15 protein-coding genes are annotated in these 18983 nt (G+C 71.6%); 11 read left to right on the top strand and 4 right to left on the bottom strand.

The genetic code is table 11. The features are described 5' to 3' along the window. Nucleotides 1–34: 34 nt before the first annotated feature. Complete coding sequence (locus OG617_RS28505; protein WP_405096010.1) at nt 35–481, bottom strand: hypothetical protein; 447 nt, start codon at nt 479–481, stop codon at nt 35–37. Nucleotides 482–761: 280 nt separating this feature from the next. Here OG617_RS28505 and OG617_RS28500 point away from each other — a divergent pair, with 280 nt between their 5' ends. The 5 genes from OG617_RS28500 to OG617_RS28480 all read left to right on the top strand — a co-directional run bounded on the left by OG617_RS28500 (nt 762) and on the right by OG617_RS28480 (nt 7786). Next, nucleotides 762–2594: a prolyl oligopeptidase family serine peptidase gene (locus OG617_RS28500; RefSeq protein WP_405103989.1), complete on the top strand. Its 1833-nt coding sequence runs from the start codon at nt 762–764 to the stop codon at nt 2592–2594. Between the two features lie 154 nt (nt 2595–2748). Beyond that, nucleotides 2749–4647, top strand: a complete 1899-nt coding sequence (locus OG617_RS28495; RefSeq protein ID WP_405096009.1) for a RiPP maturation radical SAM C-methyltransferase — start codon at nt 2749–2751, stop codon at nt 4645–4647. Then, entirely contained in the window at nt 4628–5287 is a 660-nt protein-coding gene (locus OG617_RS28490) for a DUF5825 family protein (RefSeq protein WP_405096008.1), read from the top strand. Before OG617_RS28495 ends, OG617_RS28490 begins: the two co-directional genes overlap by 20 nt. A 47-nt stretch (nt 5288–5334) precedes the next feature. Next, nucleotides 5335–6540, top strand: a complete 1206-nt coding sequence (locus OG617_RS28485; RefSeq protein ID WP_405096007.1) for a cytochrome P450 — start codon at nt 5335–5337, stop codon at nt 6538–6540. Continuing rightward, nucleotides 6533–7786, top strand: a complete 1254-nt coding sequence (locus OG617_RS28480; protein ID WP_405096006.1) for an MFS transporter — start codon at nt 6533–6535, stop codon at nt 7784–7786. Before OG617_RS28485 ends, OG617_RS28480 begins: the two co-directional genes overlap by 8 nt. An 18-nt stretch (nt 7787–7804) precedes the next feature. Here OG617_RS28480 and OG617_RS28475 read toward each other — a convergent pair whose 3' ends face one another. Next, nucleotides 7805–8827: an Lrp/AsnC family transcriptional regulator gene (locus OG617_RS28475; protein ID WP_405096005.1), complete on the bottom strand. Its 1023-nt coding sequence runs from the start codon at nt 8825–8827 to the stop codon at nt 7805–7807. 96 nt (nt 8828–8923) lie between these two features. Between OG617_RS28475 and OG617_RS28470 the strand changes: the two genes are divergently transcribed. The 6 genes from OG617_RS28470 to OG617_RS28445 are packed head-to-tail and all read left to right on the top strand — an operon-like array spanning nt 8924 to nt 17005. Then, nucleotides 8924–10261 (top strand): alkaline phosphatase family protein, encoded by a 1338-nt coding sequence (locus OG617_RS28470; RefSeq protein ID WP_405096004.1) that lies wholly within the window; start codon nt 8924–8926, stop codon nt 10259–10261. Between the two features lie 34 nt (nt 10262–10295). Continuing rightward, nucleotides 10296–11672 carry an ABC transporter substrate-binding protein gene (locus tag OG617_RS28465; protein WP_405096003.1) on the top strand — a complete coding sequence of 459 codons (1377 nt, stop codon included), beginning with the start codon at nt 10296–10298 and terminating at the stop codon, nt 11670–11672. Then, a complete protein-coding gene (locus OG617_RS28460) occupies nt 11669–12625 on the top strand; it encodes a carbohydrate ABC transporter permease (RefSeq protein ID WP_405096002.1) in 957 nt (318 codons plus the stop codon). Before OG617_RS28465 ends, OG617_RS28460 begins: the two co-directional genes overlap by 4 nt. Continuing rightward, nucleotides 12622–13482 carry a carbohydrate ABC transporter permease gene (locus tag OG617_RS28455; RefSeq protein ID WP_405096001.1) on the top strand — a complete coding sequence of 287 codons (861 nt, stop codon included), beginning with the start codon at nt 12622–12624 and terminating at the stop codon, nt 13480–13482. Before OG617_RS28460 ends, OG617_RS28455 begins: the two co-directional genes overlap by 4 nt. A gap of 53 nt (nt 13483–13535) precedes the next feature. Then, entirely contained in the window at nt 13536–14855 is a 1320-nt protein-coding gene (locus OG617_RS28450) for a Gfo/Idh/MocA family protein (protein ID WP_405096000.1), read from the top strand. Between the two features lie 2 nt (nt 14856–14857). Beyond that, complete coding sequence (locus tag OG617_RS28445) at nt 14858–17005, top strand: alpha-N-acetylglucosaminidase TIM-barrel domain-containing protein (protein ID WP_405095999.1); 2148 nt, start codon at nt 14858–14860, stop codon at nt 17003–17005. A gap of 541 nt (nt 17006–17546) precedes the next feature. Here the strand turns inward: OG617_RS28445 and OG617_RS28440 are convergent. Further along, nucleotides 17547–18119 (bottom strand): hypothetical protein, encoded by a 573-nt coding sequence (locus OG617_RS28440; RefSeq protein WP_405095998.1) that lies wholly within the window; start codon nt 18117–18119, stop codon nt 17547–17549. Further along, nucleotides 18116–18835 carry a YoaK family protein gene (locus OG617_RS28435; RefSeq protein ID WP_405095997.1) on the bottom strand — a complete coding sequence of 240 codons (720 nt, stop codon included), beginning with the start codon at nt 18833–18835 and terminating at the stop codon, nt 18116–18118. Before OG617_RS28435 ends, OG617_RS28440 begins: the two co-directional genes overlap by 4 nt. Nucleotides 18836–18983: the final 148 nt, after the last annotated feature.

Below are 18983 nucleotides of genomic sequence, written 5' to 3'. Positions count from 1 at the left end.
TCGGTGGGGTCGGTGCCGGGGGCGGGCGACCCCGCTACGCCTCCGGCCGGGCCGGGGGGACCGGCAGCTGCCCGTAGCTGACGCTGACCGGGCCGGTCATGATGCCTGCGGTCGGCCCGTAGGTGGTGTCCACACGTAGGGTGCCGTCACCGATCTGCGCACCCCGCGCCCCGCGCAGATCCACCGGGTATCTGCCGGCCCGGGAGCCTTCCGGGTCCACCAGATCGAGAAGCCTGCCGGCTGCGGTCAGGATCTTCTCGTCCCGGTCGGCCCCGGAATCGGCCAGCTCCGCGCCGATCCGTCTCTCCCACACCCCCGGATCGGTCTCGTCGGCCTCCAGGAGTTGCTCGGCGGCACGGCGACCTGCCAGCCGACGCCGCAACGCGTCACGCAGCCCCGTATAGACATCCACCACCGCGGCGCTGGTCCCCGCGCCCGCCCCCGCCGCCAACGCCGCCGCGATCAATTCGACACCGGTCACCGCGATCTCCTCCATTCAGGACACCAGCCGATTCTGCCACCGCCCACCAAGAGCGCGCATGTCGACCGGCCGAAGCGGACGAGTGGGCGGAAGTGTCCGGTTTCCGGTGCATCCCGCCTAGCCGATTCAGTCGGTAGCGCTCAAGGCAATGCGACGGACCTCGACGTTTACACATAGTCAGGCTTCGATTACGATCGGCACCTCGGCCGTCCGTAGGAACGGGGTCGTCGTGATTCCACTGCGCGCACCGGCATTCGCCGCCAACGATTCGCTCCGGGCCATCGAACTCGACGACGTCGGTGGCCGTTCCCAGGTCGTCTCCTGGGACCGCGCCACCGGTGGCCGCCGGATCCTGACCCAGGCGCGGCACGGGGTGGACGCCTGTGACCTGGAGCCGGACGGCGGCCACGTCTGGTGGTTCGACACCGACCCGGACGGCGTGGGGCTCTGGCGACGCCAGCCGTTCGAGGACGGGCCGGCCGCCCCCGCGTTGACCGGGGTGCCTCCAGGCCGGCCGTACGGCATCGCCTTCGACCACGCCGGAAAGCTGGCGGTCGTCTGTGTCGGGTTCGGCGCGGAGTCCCGGTACTTTCTCGGGACGCCCGGCGGGCCGGCGCACCTGCTGGCGACCGCCCCGGGCTACGTGCCCCTGGTGGACCTGAGCGCGGACGGCACCCTGCTCGCCCTGGCCGGACGACCGGACGGCCCCACCGCGGTCACCGTGGTGCGGCTCACCGACGGCCGCACCGAGTTCCTGGCCGGTGACCGGCACCGCCGGGTGTGGGCACTGGAGTTCCGCCCGGGTTCGGGGAACGACCCCACCCTGCTGGTGGTCGTCGAGGCGGGCGGGCGCTACACCGTCGCCACCTGGCGGCCGGGGCACGACATCCGGCCGCACGAGCAGTTGGCGTTCGACACGGAGATCACCGCGCACTGGTACGTCGACGGCCGCCGGGTGCTGGTCCAACAGGATCGGTCGGGGCGCAGCCGGCTATTCCTGTCCGACCTCGTCGGCGGCGCGCCGAGCGTCCTGCCCACCCCGCCCGGGACCATCCTCGACCTGGCCTGCTCGCCCGAGGGCGGGATCCACTACGTGTGGAGCCGGGAGGCGGTGCCGCCGCGCCGGCTGGTCGTCGACCCGGCCGCCGACCGCCACCCGGCACCGGCCCCGCCGACCGCGTCCGGACGTGGCGAGGTGTGGACCTCCCGACCGTACGGCCGGATCCACAGTTTCCTGGCCACCCCGCCCGGAACCGGGCCATGGCCGATGATCTTCCTGCTCCATGGTGGGCCGTTCCTGCACGACCGGGACAGCTACGACCCACGGGTGGAGTTGCTCACCGGCGCCGGTTACGCCGTCGTGCGCACCAACTACCGGGGGTCCACGGGCTACGGTCCGCAGTGGCGGCACGACTTCGGCCATCGGGTCGGCCTGGCCCAGCTGGAGGACCTCGGCGCGGTACGCCGACACCTGGTCGACCTCGGTGTCGCGGAGCCGGGACGGATCGGGCTGTGCGGCTACTCCTGGGGCGGCTACCTGGTCCTGCTCGCGATGGGCGTCGAGCCCGACGACTGGGCGGTCGGGCTGGCGGTGTCCCCGGTGGCCGACTACTCCACGGCCCACCGCACGGCGCTCCCCGCCCTGCGCGAGGCGGACGAGGAACTCTTCGGCGGCACCCCCGCCGAGGTTCCCGACCGGTACCGGGCCGCCAACCCGATGACCTACCTGGACCGGGTCCACGGCCCGCTGTTCGTCGCCGCCGCGACCGACGACGAACGCTGCCCGGCGGAGGCGGTCCGGCGGTACGTGGCCGCGCTGCGGGACCGGTCGGTGCCGCACGAGGTGGTCTGGACCACCGGCGGGCACCACGGGGACGCCGCCGACCAGACGACCGTCTTCACCGCCCTGCTCCGGTACGCCGCCACGGTGCTGCCGCCGGGCGCCCGGACCCCGGCGTCCCCCAGCCAGGACCACCGCGACCGGCGGGGTCCGACCCCGGACCAACCGGAGGGAGGTGAATGGAATGAAGCGACGCACTGTGCGACACGACCCGATCAGCACGGGCGAGCGGGACCGCGGCGCCGTCATCGTCAAGATGCTCCTCGATCTTGACCGGGCGGTCCCGGCCGCGCGGCCCCAGGTGACCGAGGCACCCCGAACCACCGGCAAGTGACACGGCAACGGTGACGGCACGTCCAAGGCGTCGTTCCGGGGCGCCACCGCGATGCCCCGGAACGATGTCCACCCCGTCGAAAGGAGACCGGCGATGAAGGTCGTCCTGGTGCACATGCCGTGGGGATCGCTCGACGTCCCGTCGCTCGCCCTGGGCATCCTGCGCACCGCGGCCGGCGCCGCCGGCCACGACGTGCAGGTCCGCTACGCCAACCTGGACTTCGTCGACTGGGTGGTGGACCGCCTTCCCTTTGGCCTGGCCGAGTACCAGTACTTCTCCGAGACGTCCTACTTCCAGGGCGCCGGGGACTGGGTGTTCGCCGGCGCGCTCTACGGCGAGCGGCGCGACTTCGCGACGTTCCACCGGCTGCTGGCCGACGCGGGATCGAGCCCGACCGAGACGGCGACGACCGCCGCGCTGCACGAGCTGGTGCCCGACTTCGTGGACACGCTGGTCGCCGAGCTGGACGCCACCGCGCCGGACGTCGTCGGGTTCACCAGCACCTTCCAGCAGAACACCGCCAGCCTGGCCGCCGCCCGCCTGCTCAAGCAGCGACGGCCCGCGGTGCGGACCGTGCTCGGCGGGGCCAACTGCGACGGGGTGCAGGGCGCGGCGCTGCACCGCAACTTCCCGTTCCTCGACTTCGTCGTCCGGGGCGAAGGGGAGGTGGCCTTCCCCCGCCTGCTCGACGCGCTCGGCGGCGCGGCGGACGACCTCGCGGACATCCCCGGGCTGTGCTGGCGGGACACGACGGGTACCGCGCGGGCCAACCCGATGTCGGCGCAACCGTTGCCGCCGGCGCGGATCGTCACCCCGGACTACACCGGCTTCGTCGAACGCCTGGACGCCTCGGCGGCGGCCGAGTGGGTGGCGCCGAAGCTGGTCGTCGAGGGCTCCCGCGGCTGCTGGTGGGGCGAGAAGCACCACTGCACGTTCTGCGGTCTCAACGGCTCGTCGATGCAGTTCCGCAGCAAGAGCCCGGGCCGCTTCCTCGACGAGGTGCTGGACCTGGCCCGCCGGCACCAGCTGCTCGACTTCATCGTGGTCGACAACATCCTGGACATGACGTACTTCGACTCGGTGCTGCTCCGGTTGGCCGAGTCGGAGTACGACGTCCGCCTGCACTTCGAGGTCAAGGCCAACCTGCGCCGGCACCACTTCCAACGGCTGGGTGAGGCCGGGGCGGTGCAGGTCCAGCCGGGGGTGGAGAACCTCAGCACCCACGTCCTGCGGCTGATGGACAAGGGCGTGACCGGCTGCCAGAACGTCCGGGCGCTGCGCGAGGCGCAGAGCGCCGGGGTGACGACGAGCTGGAACTACCTGTACGGGTTCCCCGGCGAGACGGCCGAGGACTACACCGACGTCATCGCGCAGCTGCCGACGCTGTACCACCTCGATCCGCCGATGGGAGCGGCGCGGATCGCCATCGAGCGGTTCAGCCCGTACTTCAACCAGCCGGAGTTGGGCTTCCCGGTGCTGGAACCGGCCCCGCAGTACCGGGAGATCTACCATCTGCCCGCCGGAGAACTCGCCGACCTGGCGTACATCTTCACCACCGTCGCCCGGGGCATCGGCCGGGACGAGGCGGCGGCGCTGGACGCGGCGATCGAGCGGTGGCGGGCCGCGTACCCGGTCAGCCGGCTCACCTGCCAGGAGATCGACGACCGGATCGTGCTGGTCAGCCGGCGGGCCGCGTACGACTGGTCGGTGTGCGAGCTGACCTCGCCGGTCGAGGTCGGGCTGTTCCGGCTGCTGGAGCAGCCCCGGACGGCCACCACGCTGGCCGCGCGGACACCCGGCGGGGCGGCGGTGGTCCAGCCACTGCTCGACCGCTGGTCAGACCTGGGCATCGTGTTCCGGGAGGGGGGCTGCTGGGTGCACACCGCCGTGGAGTCACACAACCAGGTGCTGGCCCGGATCGACCATCACCGGGCCGCGGCGGACGCCACCGCGCGCGGCGGGGAGGACCGCCATGTCGTCGCAGCGGGCTGACTTCAGCGCGACCGAGATCCGGGTCGAGCTGTCCCGGGACTACGATCCGGCCGCCGCGCGGCTGCCCGGGATGGCGCTCGGCACGCGCCGGCTCGTCGGGCCGTGCGGCCCGGCGGTGGCCGGCTGGTACCGCGATGGCGCACGGCACGCGCGGCTCGCCCACCCGGTGGACCTGTGCCGGGACGCCGACGCCACCTCGGCGCGTTCCCTCGTGCTGATCCGCGAACTGACCGCGCGCGGGATCGCGGTGGACTGGACGGCGCGCTGCCGGGACGGGTGCCACGGCAGTGACCTGTTCACCCACCTCCACCCGCCGGCACGGCTGGACGGGGACCCCGAAGGCACGGTCACAACCCGCTGGCGGGAGGCGTTCTTCCTCTGCCGGTGCGTCTACCGGCGCGGTCCCGGGTTCGTCGAGGTCCGCGACCGTCGCTCCGGCTCCCTGGAGGTGGTGACGATCGACGAACCGGGTCACCTGACGGCGATCGCGGCGCTGGTGGAGGGCGTCGCCGCGACGGAGGTGCCGGCCGAGGTGCGCCGGGACCTCGTCGGGGCCCACCTGGTCGTCGAGCAGGCCGACCACCTGTGGTGGTTGCCGACCCGCGCCCACCGCTGGCCCTTCCCCGCCCTGCTCGTCTAGCTCCCCCGACCGTCCAGCTCCCCCGACCTTGCACCCCGAGGAGACCCATGAGCACCGCCGAGGACGAGCTGACGCCGCCACGGCAGGCCCCGTTCATCGTCGACCCGTACCCGACGTTGGCCCGGATCCGGGCCAACGGTCCGGTGTCCATCCTGCACAGTGACGAGGGCCTGCCCATGTGGGTGATCGCCCGGTACCGCGACGTGCGGGCGGTGCTGGCCGACCCGAGGTTCGGGCAGGACGCCCGCCGGGCGCAAAAGCTGGCCGACGACCGGGTGGCGGGCGTGACGCTCGGCAGCGACATGGTCCACATGCTCAACAGCGACCCGCCCGACCACACCCGGCTACGTCGGCTGATCCACGGGTTCTTCACCGCCCGGCGGGTGGCGGCCATGCGCCCGCTGGTGGAACGGGTCACCGCCACGTTGCTCGACGGGATCGCCGACCGCGACACCGTCGATCTCGTGACGGACTTCGCCTTCCCGCTGCCCATGCTGGTCATCTGCGAGTTGATCGGCTTCCCGCCGGAGGACCGGGCCGCCTATCGGAGCTGGTCGACGGCGATCCTGACCCACGGCGACGACCCGGAGGCCTTCGGGCGGGCGATGCGGGAGCTGACCGACCACATCGCCGTCGTGCTTGCGCGGCGGCGCACGGACCCCCGCGACGACCTGCTGACCGTCCTGCTCGCGGCCCGCGACCAGGGTCAGCTCACCGACGACGAGATCGTGGGCATGGTGTTCCTGCTGCTGATCGGGGGCCATGAGACGACCGTGAACCTGCTCGGCACCGCCACCCTCGCCCTGCTCCGCAACCCCGACCAGCACGCCTGGTTGCGGCGGAACCGGGCCGCGCTGCCGATGGCGGTCGACGAGTTCCTCCGCTACGAGTCCCCGGTGAGCATGGCGACCCTGCGGTTCACCACCGAGCCGGTGGACGTCGACGGGGTCGAGATTCCCGCCGGGGAACTGGTCCTGGTGTCGCTGGGCGGGGCGAACCGCGACCCCGACCGGTTCCCCGACGCCGACCGGCTCGTCCTGGACCGGGGCGACGCCGGGCACCTCGCCTTCGGCCACGGGCTGCACCGGTGCGTCGGCGCGTTCCTCGGCAAGCTTGAGGGCGAGGTGGCGCTGGACGCGCTGCTCAGCCGCTTTCCGGTGCTGGCGTTGGCCGGCACCGACGCGGACCTGCGCTGGCGGAACACGATCATGCTCCGTGGGCTGGAATCGTTGCCGGTGGCCACGCATGGCTGACTCCGCCACCCGAACCCCGCGTCGGCTGTGGCCCCGGCTCAGTCTGGAGCCGCTGCGGTCCCGCGACTACCGGCTGCTCTTCGTCGCCGAGTCGGTGTCGGTCTTCGGCGACGCGTTCCACGCCGTCGCGCTGCCCTGGCTGGTCTACCAGGTCGGCGGGGGCGCCCGGGAACTCGGGCTGCTGGTCGCGGTCTACGGCCTGTGCCGGCTGGCGACCACGCCGCTGGGCGGGACCCTCGCCGACCGGATCGGCCCCTGGCAGGTGATGCTGGTATCCGACCTCGGCCGGTTGGTGTTCACCGCCGCGATCGCGGTGGCCGCCGTCGCCGGCGACCCGGATCTCGTCCTGCTCGGGGTGCTGGTCGCCGGCACCGGCCTGGGGGCCGGCCTGTTCCAGCCGGCCGCCTACGCCATCACGCCCCGACTGCTCCCCGCCGACCAGTTGGCGGCCGGCAACGCGCTGCACAGCAGCGCCGGCTTCGCCGCCGGCCTGGTCGGGCCCGGGGTCGCCGGGCTGCTCGTCGTCGCGCTCTCGCCGGGCGTCGCGTTCGGCGTCGACGCGCTCACCTTCGCGGTCTCGGCCGGCTGCCTCGCGGCCATCGGGGTGCACCATCGCCGGGTCGCGCCGGTCGCCCGGCCCGCCGACGGGACGCCACCGCCGCCTCGGTTGACGTTCTGGCAGCTGCTGCGCGGGTCGCCGCTGCTGCGGACCGTCCTGGCGGTGACCGCCGCGGCCAACCTGACCGTCGGCGGGATGATCCGGGTGGGGCTGCCCTCGCTGGCCAGCACCGACCTGGCCGCCGGGGCCGGTGGCTTCGGTGGCCTGCTGGCCGCGTTCACCGGCGGCTCGCTGGCCGGCGGGTTCTTCACCGCGGGGTTGGCCGGGCTCCGGCGGCGCGGTGCCACGGCCATGCTCTCCGGGCTGGTGATGGCCGGGGCGGTGGCTCTCGTGCCGTTCGCCGGTTACGCCGGTGCCGTCGTCGCGCTGGTCGTCGCCGGGGTCGCCAGCACCGTGACCAACGTTCTGATCATCACCGTCGTCCAGCAGCACACCGCCGCCCACCTGCTCGGCCGGGTGATGAGTGCCATCCTCTTCGCGGCGTTGAGCCTCTTCCCGCTGTCCGGCGTGGCGGCGGGGCTGGTGGTGGAGGCGTACGGGAGCGGGGTGCTCTTCCTGGCCACCGCGGCGACGCTGGGCGCCGCCTTCAGCTTCGGGCTCTCCCGCCGAGCCCTCCGCGACGGGTAGGCCGTCCTGGCGTTCCCGTCAACGACTGCCCGGCATGAGCGGCAGGATCATCCCCGCCCGCTTGACGGAACGTAGGGCAACGGCTATGTCCGCGTGTTGTAGGCCGGGTAGCTGGCCTATCGTGCCGGACAGGAACTCGTAGAGCGCGGCGTCATTCTCCAGCGCGACCTCGCCGCACAGGTTCCGGTCTCCGGTCGTCGCGGCGATCATGAGGACGGCCGGGTGCGCGGCGAGCAGTTCACCGGCCTGCCCGAGCTGGGTGGGGTTGATGCTGAGGAAGATGAACGCGTTCACCGCGAGCCCGACCACGCTGGGCTCGACAACCGTCCGCATGCGCAGGAACCCGGCCGCCATCATCGCCTCGGCCCGCCGCCGTACGGTGGCAGGGCTCGCGCCGCACCGCTCGGCCAGCTGCTGCCAACCCTGGCGGCCGTCCGCGGCGAGGCTGCCGACGATCATCTCGTCGAGCGGGCTGAGCCGCGACGGCGCGTCGACGAGCGACTGCTCGTCCCAGCGATCCATCCGCTGCGCCCGTAGCCTGTCGACCACCTCCGCCGGCAGCAGGCTCGGGCTCCAGTTGTGTGGTGTGGCGAACCTGCGGATCACCTGGTTGCTCCAGACGGCGAGGACGCCGTCCAGGCCTGGCAGCTGCTTGAACATGAGCTGGAGCAGGTGCTCGTTGGAGGTGTAGGAGACCTCGGCGAGGCAGTCCACGCTGCCGGTGAGCAGCTTGACCGATCCGCATTCCTCCCACCGGGCCAGGTGCTCGGCCGAACGGCTGGCGGCGTCCGGGCGGCAGCGCAGCCGGACGAACAGCGATCGCGCCCGGCGGGTCGCCTCGCCGTCCATGACGCCGATGACCCGTACCGCGCCGCTGCGGAGAAGCCGCGGGATCCGCCGGGAGACGGTCGCCTCCGAAGTGAACACCGCCTCGCCGATCTGCGCGTGGGTGGCCCGCGGATGGGAGAGCAGGGCGCCGACGATCCGACGGTCGAGTTCGTCCAAGGATCCGTCGATCCCGTCACCTGAGCGGTTCTTCATACTCGAATCTTGCATCTCGCACCATGATCTTGACAATCTGCCTCGGGCCTCCGGCAGACTCTCGTCCACAGCTACCGAGGGTTGAGGAGGCAGAAGGTGGCGCATCCGATCAGGCGCTCGAACGCGGCCAGAGGTGTCGCGGCGAGCACGGTTGTACTGCTCGCGGCGGCCGTGCTGCCGGCGGGTACGGCGTCGGCGTCGTCCGACACGACGAAGAGCCGCACCCGGCCCGCGCAGCACGTGATCATGTTCGATTTCGACGGTTTCGACCCCCGTTTCCTCGATGGGCGCTATGCCGACCTGGCGGAACTGCCCAACATCCGGGCACTGATCGAGAACGGCGTCCACGGCGTCGCAGACGGGTCGCACTCGTCGTATTCCAACTCGTCACGGACGACGACGGCGACCGGCGCGTACCCCGCCGTGCACCGAAACACCGGCTACTACTACAACCACGAAACCGGTCGTGGCGTCTCCCAGGAGCGGTACATCGAGCCCGGCGTCGAGACGATCGCCCAGTCGCTGAAGCGGCAGGACCGCACCTCGGCCTATCTCCAGTGGTACGCGGTGCAGAACTACGGCGCCACGTACGGTGACCCCGCCGCGCTGTACACCCAGCCGGGCGGAAACTGCGAGACCCGCGCCGACCAGGCGATCGCGCTGCTGCGCGGCGAGCCCGTCAACTCCGGCGGCACGATGGTCGACCCGGCCGCGATCCCGGACCTGATCACCGTCTACTGCGACGACGTCGACGGCGTGCTGCACGACGGCGGATTCTCCGACCCCGAGCTGCCCGCCGCCCTGGCCCGGGTGGACGCCCAGATCGGGCGGGTCCGCGACGCCGCCCGCGAGGCCGGCATCCTGGACCGGACGGCCTTCCTCGTCACCGCCGACCACGGCGCCCGGGAGTGGACCGTTCCGCTGCTGCCCGAGGTGCTCGACCGGCTGTCCGGGACGGGCCTCACCGTCCAGGTCATCTCCTCCTCGGGCGGCGTACCGGACCCGGCGAGCGAGATCGTCATCGTGGCCTCGCCACGTACCGCCGACATCACCCTGAGCGGCAGGGCGGACACTCCGCAGAACGCGCGCCGCATCGCCAAGATCATTAAGGGCATCCCGGGGATCGCGGCCGTCCGTGACGAGCGGGACCTGCGCCGGATGAACGCCAGCGACAAGCTCGGTGACCTCGTCGTGGAGCCGGTCGAGCCGTACCACCTGTCGACGCTCGCCGACGGCGCCCCGCGCGCCTCGCACGGCGCGCTGCCGGAGGCGCAGGTCCCGATGGTGCTCTCCGGTGCCGGGATCCGTCGCGACGTCCCGCTGCGCAACGTCGGCCTGGTCGACGTGGCCGCCACCATCAGCGCCCTGCTCGGCGTGCAACCGCCGGCGACCTCACAGGGGCACGTCATGCGCGGGGCAGTCGAGCGGTCCTGATCGTCACCACACGCACATCAAGGAAAGGCACGACATGACCCACCTGACCAAGCGCCGGTTCGCGGCGGCGATCGCCGCCGCGACCGCGCTCACCACCCTCGCCGCCTGCGGCGCGTCGGGCGATTCGGAGGCGGAGAAGGCCAAAGAGATCACCTTCTGGACGCCGCAGACGACCCCGCAGCGGGTCGCCGCGCAGGAGAAGGTCGCGGCCCGGTTCACCGAGAAGACCGGCATCGCCGTGAAGGTCATTCCGCTCAGCGAGACCGACCAGAAGCAGTCCCTGGCGACCGGTGCCGCCTCCGGGGACGTACCGGACGTGATGTTGCACGGCGCCACGACCACGGCCGCCTGGCGTTCCCAGGGGCTGCTGAACACGAAGGCCGCCGAGGAGGTCGTCGAGGAGCTCGGCGCCGACACGTTCAACGCGAACGCCCTGAAGGCGTTCAGCCTGGACGGCAAGGTCGGCGCCGTGCCGAGCGACGGCTGGGTGCACCTCCTGGTGTACCGCAAGGACCTCCTCCAGGCCGCCAACGTCAAGGTGCCCGCCAGCCTCGAGGAGGTGGCGAAGGCCGCCACCACGATGAAGGCGACCGGGGTCACCGGCATCGCCCTGGGCACCCAGGCCGGCACCGCGTCCGGCACCGAGGGCATCTACTCCATGTTCCAGAGCGCGGGCTGTCAGCTCGTGCAGGACGGCAACGTCACGATCGACTCCCCCGAGTGCACCCGGGCGGCCGAGCAGTTCAAGGTCCTGCGCGACTCGAGCGCTCAGGGTGACTTCGACGTGACCAGCGCCCGGGCGGCGTACCTCGCCGGCAAGGCCTCGATGCTCCTCTTCTCGACCCACATCCTCGACGAGCTGGCCGGCCTGGACAAGGCCAACCCGACGACGTGCCCGCAGTGCAAGGCCGACCCGGCGTTCCTCTCGAAGAACTCCGGGTTCATCACGGTGCTCGACCAGAGCCACCCGGCACAGTACGGCGCCACGCTCGGCTACGGCATCCCCGAGGGCGCCAACACGGCCGGGGCGAAGGAGTTCATCAAGTTTATGATGGAGGAGGGCTACTCGGACACGCTCGCCTCGGCGACCGAGGGCCGGATCCCGCTGCGCAACGGGACCAAGGCCGACCCGAACGCCTACCTCGACGCGTGGGGGAAGCTCGGCATCGGGCCGGAGGCCAAGAGCTCCGTCGCCGAGCTGTACGGGCCGGAGATGGTCACCCAGATCCGCGACGGCGTCAACGCCGTGAGCCTGTGGGGCATGGGCACGAAGGACTCGCCCCTGGCCGGGGCGGTCACCGCGGAGAACGTGCTCGCGCAGTTCCTTGAGCGTCTCTACGGCGGGGAGTCGCCCGCACAGGTGACGAAGGGGATGGCCGAGGAGGTCAAGAAGGTCCAGGCCGACCTGTGAGCACGCCCACAGGTCGGTTCTCCCGCTGGGAGCGGCTCAGCCGTTCCCAGCGGGAGAACCTGAACGGCCAGCTGCTCACCGGCCCGACTCTGCTGCTGATCGCCCTGGTCGTCCTGCTCCCATTCCTCCTGGTCCTCGTCTTCGGGTTCTCCGACACGAGACTGATCGACATCCCCCGGTTGTCCCCGTCCACCATCGAGTGGACGTTCGACAACATCGTCGACGCCTGGCAGTCGGACGCGTTCTGGGACGCGCTCTGGACCACCGTCAGCTACGCGACCCTGACCACGATCGGGTCCATCGGCGTCGGCCTGCTCCTCGCCCTCGCCCTACGCCGCCCCTTCCGCGGCCAGGGGATCGTCCGCGCGCTGCTGCTGATCCCGTACGTGCTGCCGGTCATCGCGGCGGCCATGATCTGGCGCACGATGCTCAACCCGCAGTACGGCATCGTCAACGCGATCGGCCAGGAGTACCTCGGCTGGCAGAATCCCATCGGCTTCCTCAGCACCACCTCGACCGACGTGGCGGGGCTACCCGTACCGGTGTCGCTGCTCGTCGTCATCGCCTTCGAGATCTGGAAGTCGTTCCCGCTCGCCTTCCTCTTCGTCACCGCGCGATTGCAGAACGTGCCGGGCGGGGTCGAGGAGGCCTCGGCGCTGGACGGAGCCTCCCGGTGGCAGAACCTGCGCCACATCATCCTCCCCCAGCTGCGGGGGGTGCTCCTGCTGTTGCTGCTGATCCGGTTCATCTGGTCGTTCCAGAACTTCAACGACGTCTACCTGTTGACCGAGGGCGCCGGCGGCACCCAGGTCATGGCGATCAAGGTCTACACCGAACTGGTCACCCGGTCCGACATCGGCAGCGCCGCGGCCTACGGACTGCTGATGTCGCTGGTCCTCTGCGTGCTGCTGGCCGGCTACGTCCTGCTCTCCCGGCGGAAGGAGGCAATGTGAGTTCAGCCATGCGGCCCTCGCGCCCCGTCAACGTCCTGCGGTGGACGCTCATCACCGTCGCGCTCGTCTGCGCGGTGGGCCCCGTGCTCTACGGGGTGCTGCTCTCGCTGCGCCCCTACTCCGCGGTGCTGCTGGAACCCCTCGACGTCGTCCCCGGTCTCGGCGAGATCGACCTGTCCAGCTACGTCACGGCGATGAAGGACGAGTCGGCGGGTGGCTTCGGGCTCGGCCGGTTCGTGCTCAACTCCCTCCTGGTCGCCCTCGCCACCGTCGCGATATCGATCGTCGCGTGCATCTTCGGGGCGTACGCCGTCGCGCGCCTGCGGTACCGGGGCCGCCGCTTCACGAGCGGGATCATCCTCGCCGTCTACCTGTTCCCGGGCATCGTGCTCGCGGTGCCGAAGTTCGTCATCCTGAGCCGGTTGGGACTCTCCAGGTCGCTCGTCGGGCTACTCGTCATCTACGTCGCCGCCACCGTCCCCGTCGCGCTGTACATGATGCGCAACTACTTCCTCGCCCTGCCGGAGAGCGTCGAGGAGGCGGCGCTGCTCGACGGGTGCTCGTTGCCGACGATGCTGCGCAAGGTCGTGCTGCCGATCGCGCTGCCCGGCGTCGTGGCGACCGCGATCTACGTCTTCATGATCGCCTGGAACGAGTACTTCTACGCGTTGCTGTTCCTCGTCCAGGACCGCTCCCGATGGACGGCTCCGCTCGGTCTCGCCCAGCTCACCGACTTCCAGGTGCCGGTGACCGTGCTCCTGGCCGGTTCCATCGCGGTGACCGTGCCCGTCATCGCCATCTTCTTCCTCGCCCAGCGCTACATGGTCGCCGGCCTGACGGCGGGGGCGGACAAGTGAACACCGAAAGGATGATCGACGTGACAGGCCCTGTGTCACCGGGATCGGTTCCAGTGCGACTGCTCGTACTCGGCGCGGGAGGACGCGGCGCCCACGCGTACGCCCAGTGGTGCCTGGAGCATCCCGAGGCGGCCCGGGTCGTCGCGGTCGCCGAACCCGACGCGGAGCGCCGCGACCGGCTGGGTGACGCGCACGCCATCCCGGCTGCCCAACGGTTCGCCGACTGGCCGCAGGCTCTCTCGGCACGTGGGCCCTGGGACGCCGTCATCGTCGCGACGCCGGACCGTGATCACGTCGATCCCACCCTCCGCGCTCTCGAACTGGGCCACCACGTCCTGCTCGAAAAGCCCATCGCGCCGACGGCCGAGGAGTTGCACAGGCTGACGGCCGCGGCCCGCGACAGCCCCGGCACGGTGACCGTCGCCCACGTGCTGCGCTACACCCCGTTCTTCCGCACCCTGCGCCGTCTGCTCGACGAGGGCCGGATCGGCGAGCTGCAGGGCATCTCGCACATCGAGAACATCGCGTACTGGCACTTCGCGCACAGCTACGTACGCGGCAACTGGCACCGTGCCGACCAGTCGAACCCCATGCTGCTGGCGAAGGCGTGCCACGACATCGACATCCTCCGGTGGCTGGTCGGGGAGCCGTGCACGGCGGTCGCCTCATTCGGCGAACGCCGCCACTTCCGGGCCGAGCACGCGCCGAAGGGATCGACCGAGCGCTGCGTCGACGGCTGCGCGGTCGCCGACACCTGCCCCTACAACGCCGAACGCCTGTACGTCGACCAACTCGCCGCCGTCAACGGGCCGCCCGTCACGGTCGTCACGAACGACACGAGCGTGGCCGGCCGCCGGCACGCCCTGCGGGTGACCGACTACGGGCGGTGCGTCTACCGGATGGACAACGACGTCGTCGACCACCAGACGGCGGCGCTGCGGTTCGGCAACGGCGTCACGGCGTCGCTGGTGGTCTCGGCGTTCACCGCGTGGAACACCCGGACGATCACGTTGATGGGCAGCCATGGGCAGATCACCGCAGACATGCGCACGGGCCGGATCAACCTGACGTCCTTCGTCGAGACGCCGCCCAGCGTGGAGGCCCACCAGGCCGACGAGACACTCCAGGCCGACGAGACGTTCCAGGTCGGCGCCGGTGACCAAGGGGGCGTCAACGATGTCACCGAGGCCTTCACCGGCCACGGGGGCGGAGACGCCGGGCTGATGAAGGACTTCACCGAGCGCGTCCGGCGCGCGCTGGCCGGTGAGGACGTCGAGGCGGCGCCGAGCTCGTTGGAGGAGAGCGTGGAGAGCCACTTCGTCGCCTTCGCCGCCGAGCGGTCGCGGCTGAACCACACCCTCGAGGAGCTGTGACAGTGGACGAGGTTAGCGCTCTCGTGGCTCGCATCGCCGGCACCGCCGACGACGTGCGGGTGGAGAGGGTTCCCGCCGGCGAGGACGCCGCCGTCGCCGGGTACGAGTGCCGCGACGGCGTCCTCACCCTGCGCGGCTCGGACGCCGTCGCCGTGGCGTCCGCGTTCTCGCAGTACCTCAAGGCCCACGCCGGCCGCCAGGTGACCTGGGACCAGCCGCGGCTCGACCCCCGCCCGCAGCCCTGGCCGGAGGCGCCCCCGACCCGGCTGACCAGCCCGTTCCCGGTCCGCTACTACCTCAACGCCGTGACCTACGGCTACTCGGCGGCGTACTGGGACTGGGACCGCTGGGAACAGGAGATCGACTGGATGGCGCTGCACGGCGTCACCCACCCGCTCATGCAGGTCGGCCACGAGGCGGTGCTGGCGGAGATGTTCCGGCGCGCCGGGCTCGACGCGGCCCGGATCGACGAGTGGATCGGCAGCGCCGCGCACTTCCCGTGGACGTGGATGGGCAACACCAACTCGTTCGGCGGGCCGCTGCCGTCGGACTGGATCAGTCGCCACGTCGAGCTGGCGCAGCGGATCCTCGAACGGCAACGCTCGCTGGGCATGACGCCGGTCCTGCCGATGTTCGGGGGGCACGTGCCTCCGGAGCTCGCCGACCCGTCGGCCGGCGAGATCGAGTGGCAGGGCTGGCACACCCCGATCCTCGGTCCCGACAGCGAGCGGTTCGCGTCGTTGACTGCGGAGTTCATGAGCATCCAGCGGGGCCTGTTCGGCACCGACCACCACTACGCCGTCGACCCGTTCATCGAGTCGGTGCCGCCGTCGGCCGAGCCCGACTACCTGGCGTCGGTCGGGCGGGCGGTCTACCGGGCGATGACGGACGGCGACCCGGAGGCGACCTGGGTCCTCCAGGGCTGGCCGTTCCACTACCAGCGCGACTTCTGGCGTCCGGAGCGCGTGCGCGCGTTCCTCTCCGGCGTCCCGGAGGAGCGGCTCATCCTGCTCGACCTGTGGGGCGAGCACGCACCCATGTGGCGCCGCGACGGCATGTTCGAGCGGCGCTGGGTCTGGTGCGCGATCCACAACTTCGGCGGTCGCTTCGCTCTCTTCGGCGACCTGAGCGGCCTGCGCCGCGACGTCGACGAGCTGAGGCGTACGCGGCCGTCCCGGCTTGCGGGCATCGGGCTCGCCCCGGAGGCGATCGAGAACAACACGGTCTTCTACGAGCTGGCCACCGACCTCGCCTGGGACGTTCCGCAGCTCGACGACTGGCTGCGCTCGTTCGCACGGCAGCGCTACGCGGCCGGGCATGCCGACTTCGCTCAGGCCTGGCAGATCCTGGCCGACACGCTGTATGCGCCTGGACGTACCCGATCCATCCCGTCCCCGGTCATCGCCCGACCGTGGTCGGCCGGAACGCCGTTCGCCGCCCAGCGACTCGCCGGCGAGTTCGTCCGGCAGGACGAGGAGCCGCAGCGGCAGTCGGCGAACATCGACGCCGAGAACGACCCGACGGTGCTCGGCGGCCTTCCCCGGATCGCCGAGGCCGCGCGGTTGCTCCTCGGCCGGGCGACGGAGGCGGGAGTTCGGGGTCAGATCGAGCGGGACGTCGTCGATCTGGTCGGCCACGTGGTGGCGCAAGGGTGCCGGGTCCACATCCGCGGCATCGTGGCGGCCTTCGCCGCGCGCGACGGAGACGCGGTCCTGGACCACTTCACCCAGTTCAGGATGGCTCTGCTCGACCTCGACGAGCTCGCCGGCACACGCGCCGACTCCCGGGTCGGCCAGTGGATCGCCGACGCCCGCGCGTGGGGCGGGTCACCGGCTGAGGCCGACGTCATGGAGCGGGACGCCCGCAGTCTCATCTCCGTCTGGGGACACCAGACGAGCGGACTGCACGACTACTCCGGACGGCACTGGGCGGGCCTCATCCGGGACTACTACCTACCCCGTTGGGAGTTGTGGGCGAACTGGCTGGCCCGAGCGACCACGGCCGGGCAGGAGCCGGACGTCGGCCTCCTGCGGGCCCGCGTCGTCGAGCACGAGGAGTCCTGGCGGGGGGCGATCGGGGGCTACCTCGCCGCCCCGGAGGGGAACACCCTCGACGTGGCGGCCCGGATCCTCGACCGACTCGGACACTGACCCCGGCGGCCCCTGGACCCAGGGCGATTGCGAAGTCGGGCGGGAGCGCTTCGATCGGGAGGTCTGGGGGTTCCTGGCGTGGGCGCCGCTCCACGGCGGGTGTGCCTCCCGGCGCCTATGGAGCTGAGTCGGATACGACATCGGCCACGCTCGGCGTGCTCGGCGACCGTGAGCGACGATCCGGTGGGACGGTGGGTGATGCGACGGCGGTGGCCCGACCGGCGGTGATGACGTAACCGACTCAGCTCCAAAGGCGCCGCCCCACGGCATCGACCGCCCCGCCCACAGCTCCGCCCCGGGCCACGGTCCCCCGGGCCAACCGGGGAACCGCACCCGCGACAACGCAATGACCCTGCCTCCGGACCCGACGTGCCGCTGGGACCCCGGGGCCGGACAGGGGCACGCTCGCCCGGCGGCTCGGCGCCTGATCGCAACAGCGCCTCCACCGCCGGGCGAGCGTGCCCCTCGGTTGTCTACTTCGACGCGGGCGAGGTGAAGCCGACGACAGATGCCGCCTTGTTCGACGTGTTGAGGACGTGCTTCACCTGGTCGGAACGGTTGCCCTCGACGGAGTTGAAGGTGCCGTCGGTGTTGTTCTCGTTGTACGACGTGACGATGCCGACGTGTACTTCGCGGTGCCGCAGTAGAAGGCGAATTTCGCGAAGTCGGCGCGCCACGCCCGGGCCCGCCAGTTGACCGTCACCCAGGACTTCGTCCCGTCCCGGTACTCGTAGCCCTTGCTGGAGTTTCCACAGGTGGCGGTCGGGTTGTTGTCGTACCGGTCGTTGTTCGGGTCGGCCCAGAAACCGGTGTAGAAGTTGCAGTTGGCGCCCTTCTCGGACAGGCGCTCCTGCACATCGGCGCTGTCCGAGTAGAGCTGGTTGTAGGCGATGTTGCCGACGTCGATGCCCAGTGCGCTGTCGGCGGCGTGGGCGGCAGTCGCCGGAATGACCACGCCGGCACCGGCCACTGTCACGGCTGCGGCGGACGGGGTCAGCGGAGGGTGACAGCGGTGCTCCGGCGTGATCCGCGACCGCATCCGCCGCTCGATCGACCCCGGCAGCCGGGGCCGGGCACACCCGCGCGACCGGCCGCAGCACACGACAGCCCTCACCTGCGCCTCCTCCGGGCGGTGACGCCCGCCCACGCCGCGGCGACCAGCACCACGCCGACCACCAGTGCCGCCGCCAGCGTGGGCGCCCACAGCGGCGCCACCCGCAGCGTCCACCCGCCCAGCACGGCGCCGCCGAGCAGTGCCAGCAGCCGGCTGATCCCGCCCGCTCCCGCCGCGAACCGGTGCGGATCGAGCACCACGCTGCGGACCACGGTGGTCAGCGAGCCGGTCAGGTACGTCGTCGACGCGCCCCGCACCCCGGAGCTGATGGTGACCACGCTCTGCATCCCGCTGGCCGTCGAGGCGGCGAAAAGCAGCGCCAGCCCGCCGACGTACCCGGGACGTGCTCCGGTGCCCACCCAGCCGCCCGCCACGCCGACCAGCAGCACCGCCTCGGCCACCGCGACGGCCCCGGTTCGGCGGCCCCACCCCGGCCTGACCCGTCGCAGGTACAGGGTGGCTCCGGCCACCCCGAGCGCGTAACCGCCCACCGCCGCAGCCCCGCTCGCCACCACCCGGGCATCCGCCGTGGCGATCGCCTGGCCGGACTGCACCAGGTTGCCGGTGATCACGCTGGCGAAGAAGCCACCGAGTCGGGTCAGACAGAACACGTCGAGGCAGCCGGACGCGGCGGTCAGCACCACCAACAGCCGGACCACCAACCGCCTGGGCAGGACCGACCCATCGGATTCGTCCCCATCGCCGGGTCCGGTCAACCCCGGCCCCGGATGCCACCCATACGACTGCTCTCCCCGGCCCGTGTCACTGACTGCGCGAAGCGCTTCTTCCCGCTACCCCGCCATCCATGCCGCCGGCCGAGGACTTACGGGCCCGTGGACCAGGACGGGACCAGCCGCACCACGT

Source organism: Micromonospora sp. NBC_01412 (genome assembly GCF_045040215.1).
In the GTDB taxonomy this organism is placed as follows: domain Bacteria; phylum Actinomycetota; class Actinomycetes; order Mycobacteriales; family Micromonosporaceae; genus Micromonospora; species Micromonospora rubida.
Note: the sequence above shows the minus strand (reverse complement) of the source record. Positions and strands in the feature narration are given on the sequence as shown.

What these genes read in the sequence shown, in the direction of transcription:
- OG617_RS28495 (WP_405096009.1), top strand. Translation starts at nt 2,749, where the DNA reads ATGAAGGTCGTCCTGGTGCACATGCCGTGGGGATCGCTCGACGTCCCG.
- OG617_RS28490 (WP_405096008.1), top strand. Translation starts at nt 4,628, where the DNA reads ATGTCGTCGCAGCGGGCTGACTTCAGCGCGACCGAGATCCGGGTCGAG.
- OG617_RS28485 (WP_405096007.1), top strand. Translation starts at nt 5,335, where the DNA reads ATGAGCACCGCCGAGGACGAGCTGACGCCGCCACGGCAGGCCCCGTTC.
- OG617_RS28480 (WP_405096006.1), top strand. Translation starts at nt 6,533, where the DNA reads ATGGCTGACTCCGCCACCCGAACCCCGCGTCGGCTGTGGCCCCGGCTC.
- OG617_RS28475 (WP_405096005.1), bottom strand. Translation starts at nt 8,827, where the DNA reads ATGAAGAACCGCTCAGGTGACGGGATCGACGGATCCTTGGACGAACTC.
- OG617_RS28465 (WP_405096003.1), top strand. Translation starts at nt 10,296, where the DNA reads ATGACCCACCTGACCAAGCGCCGGTTCGCGGCGGCGATCGCCGCCGCG.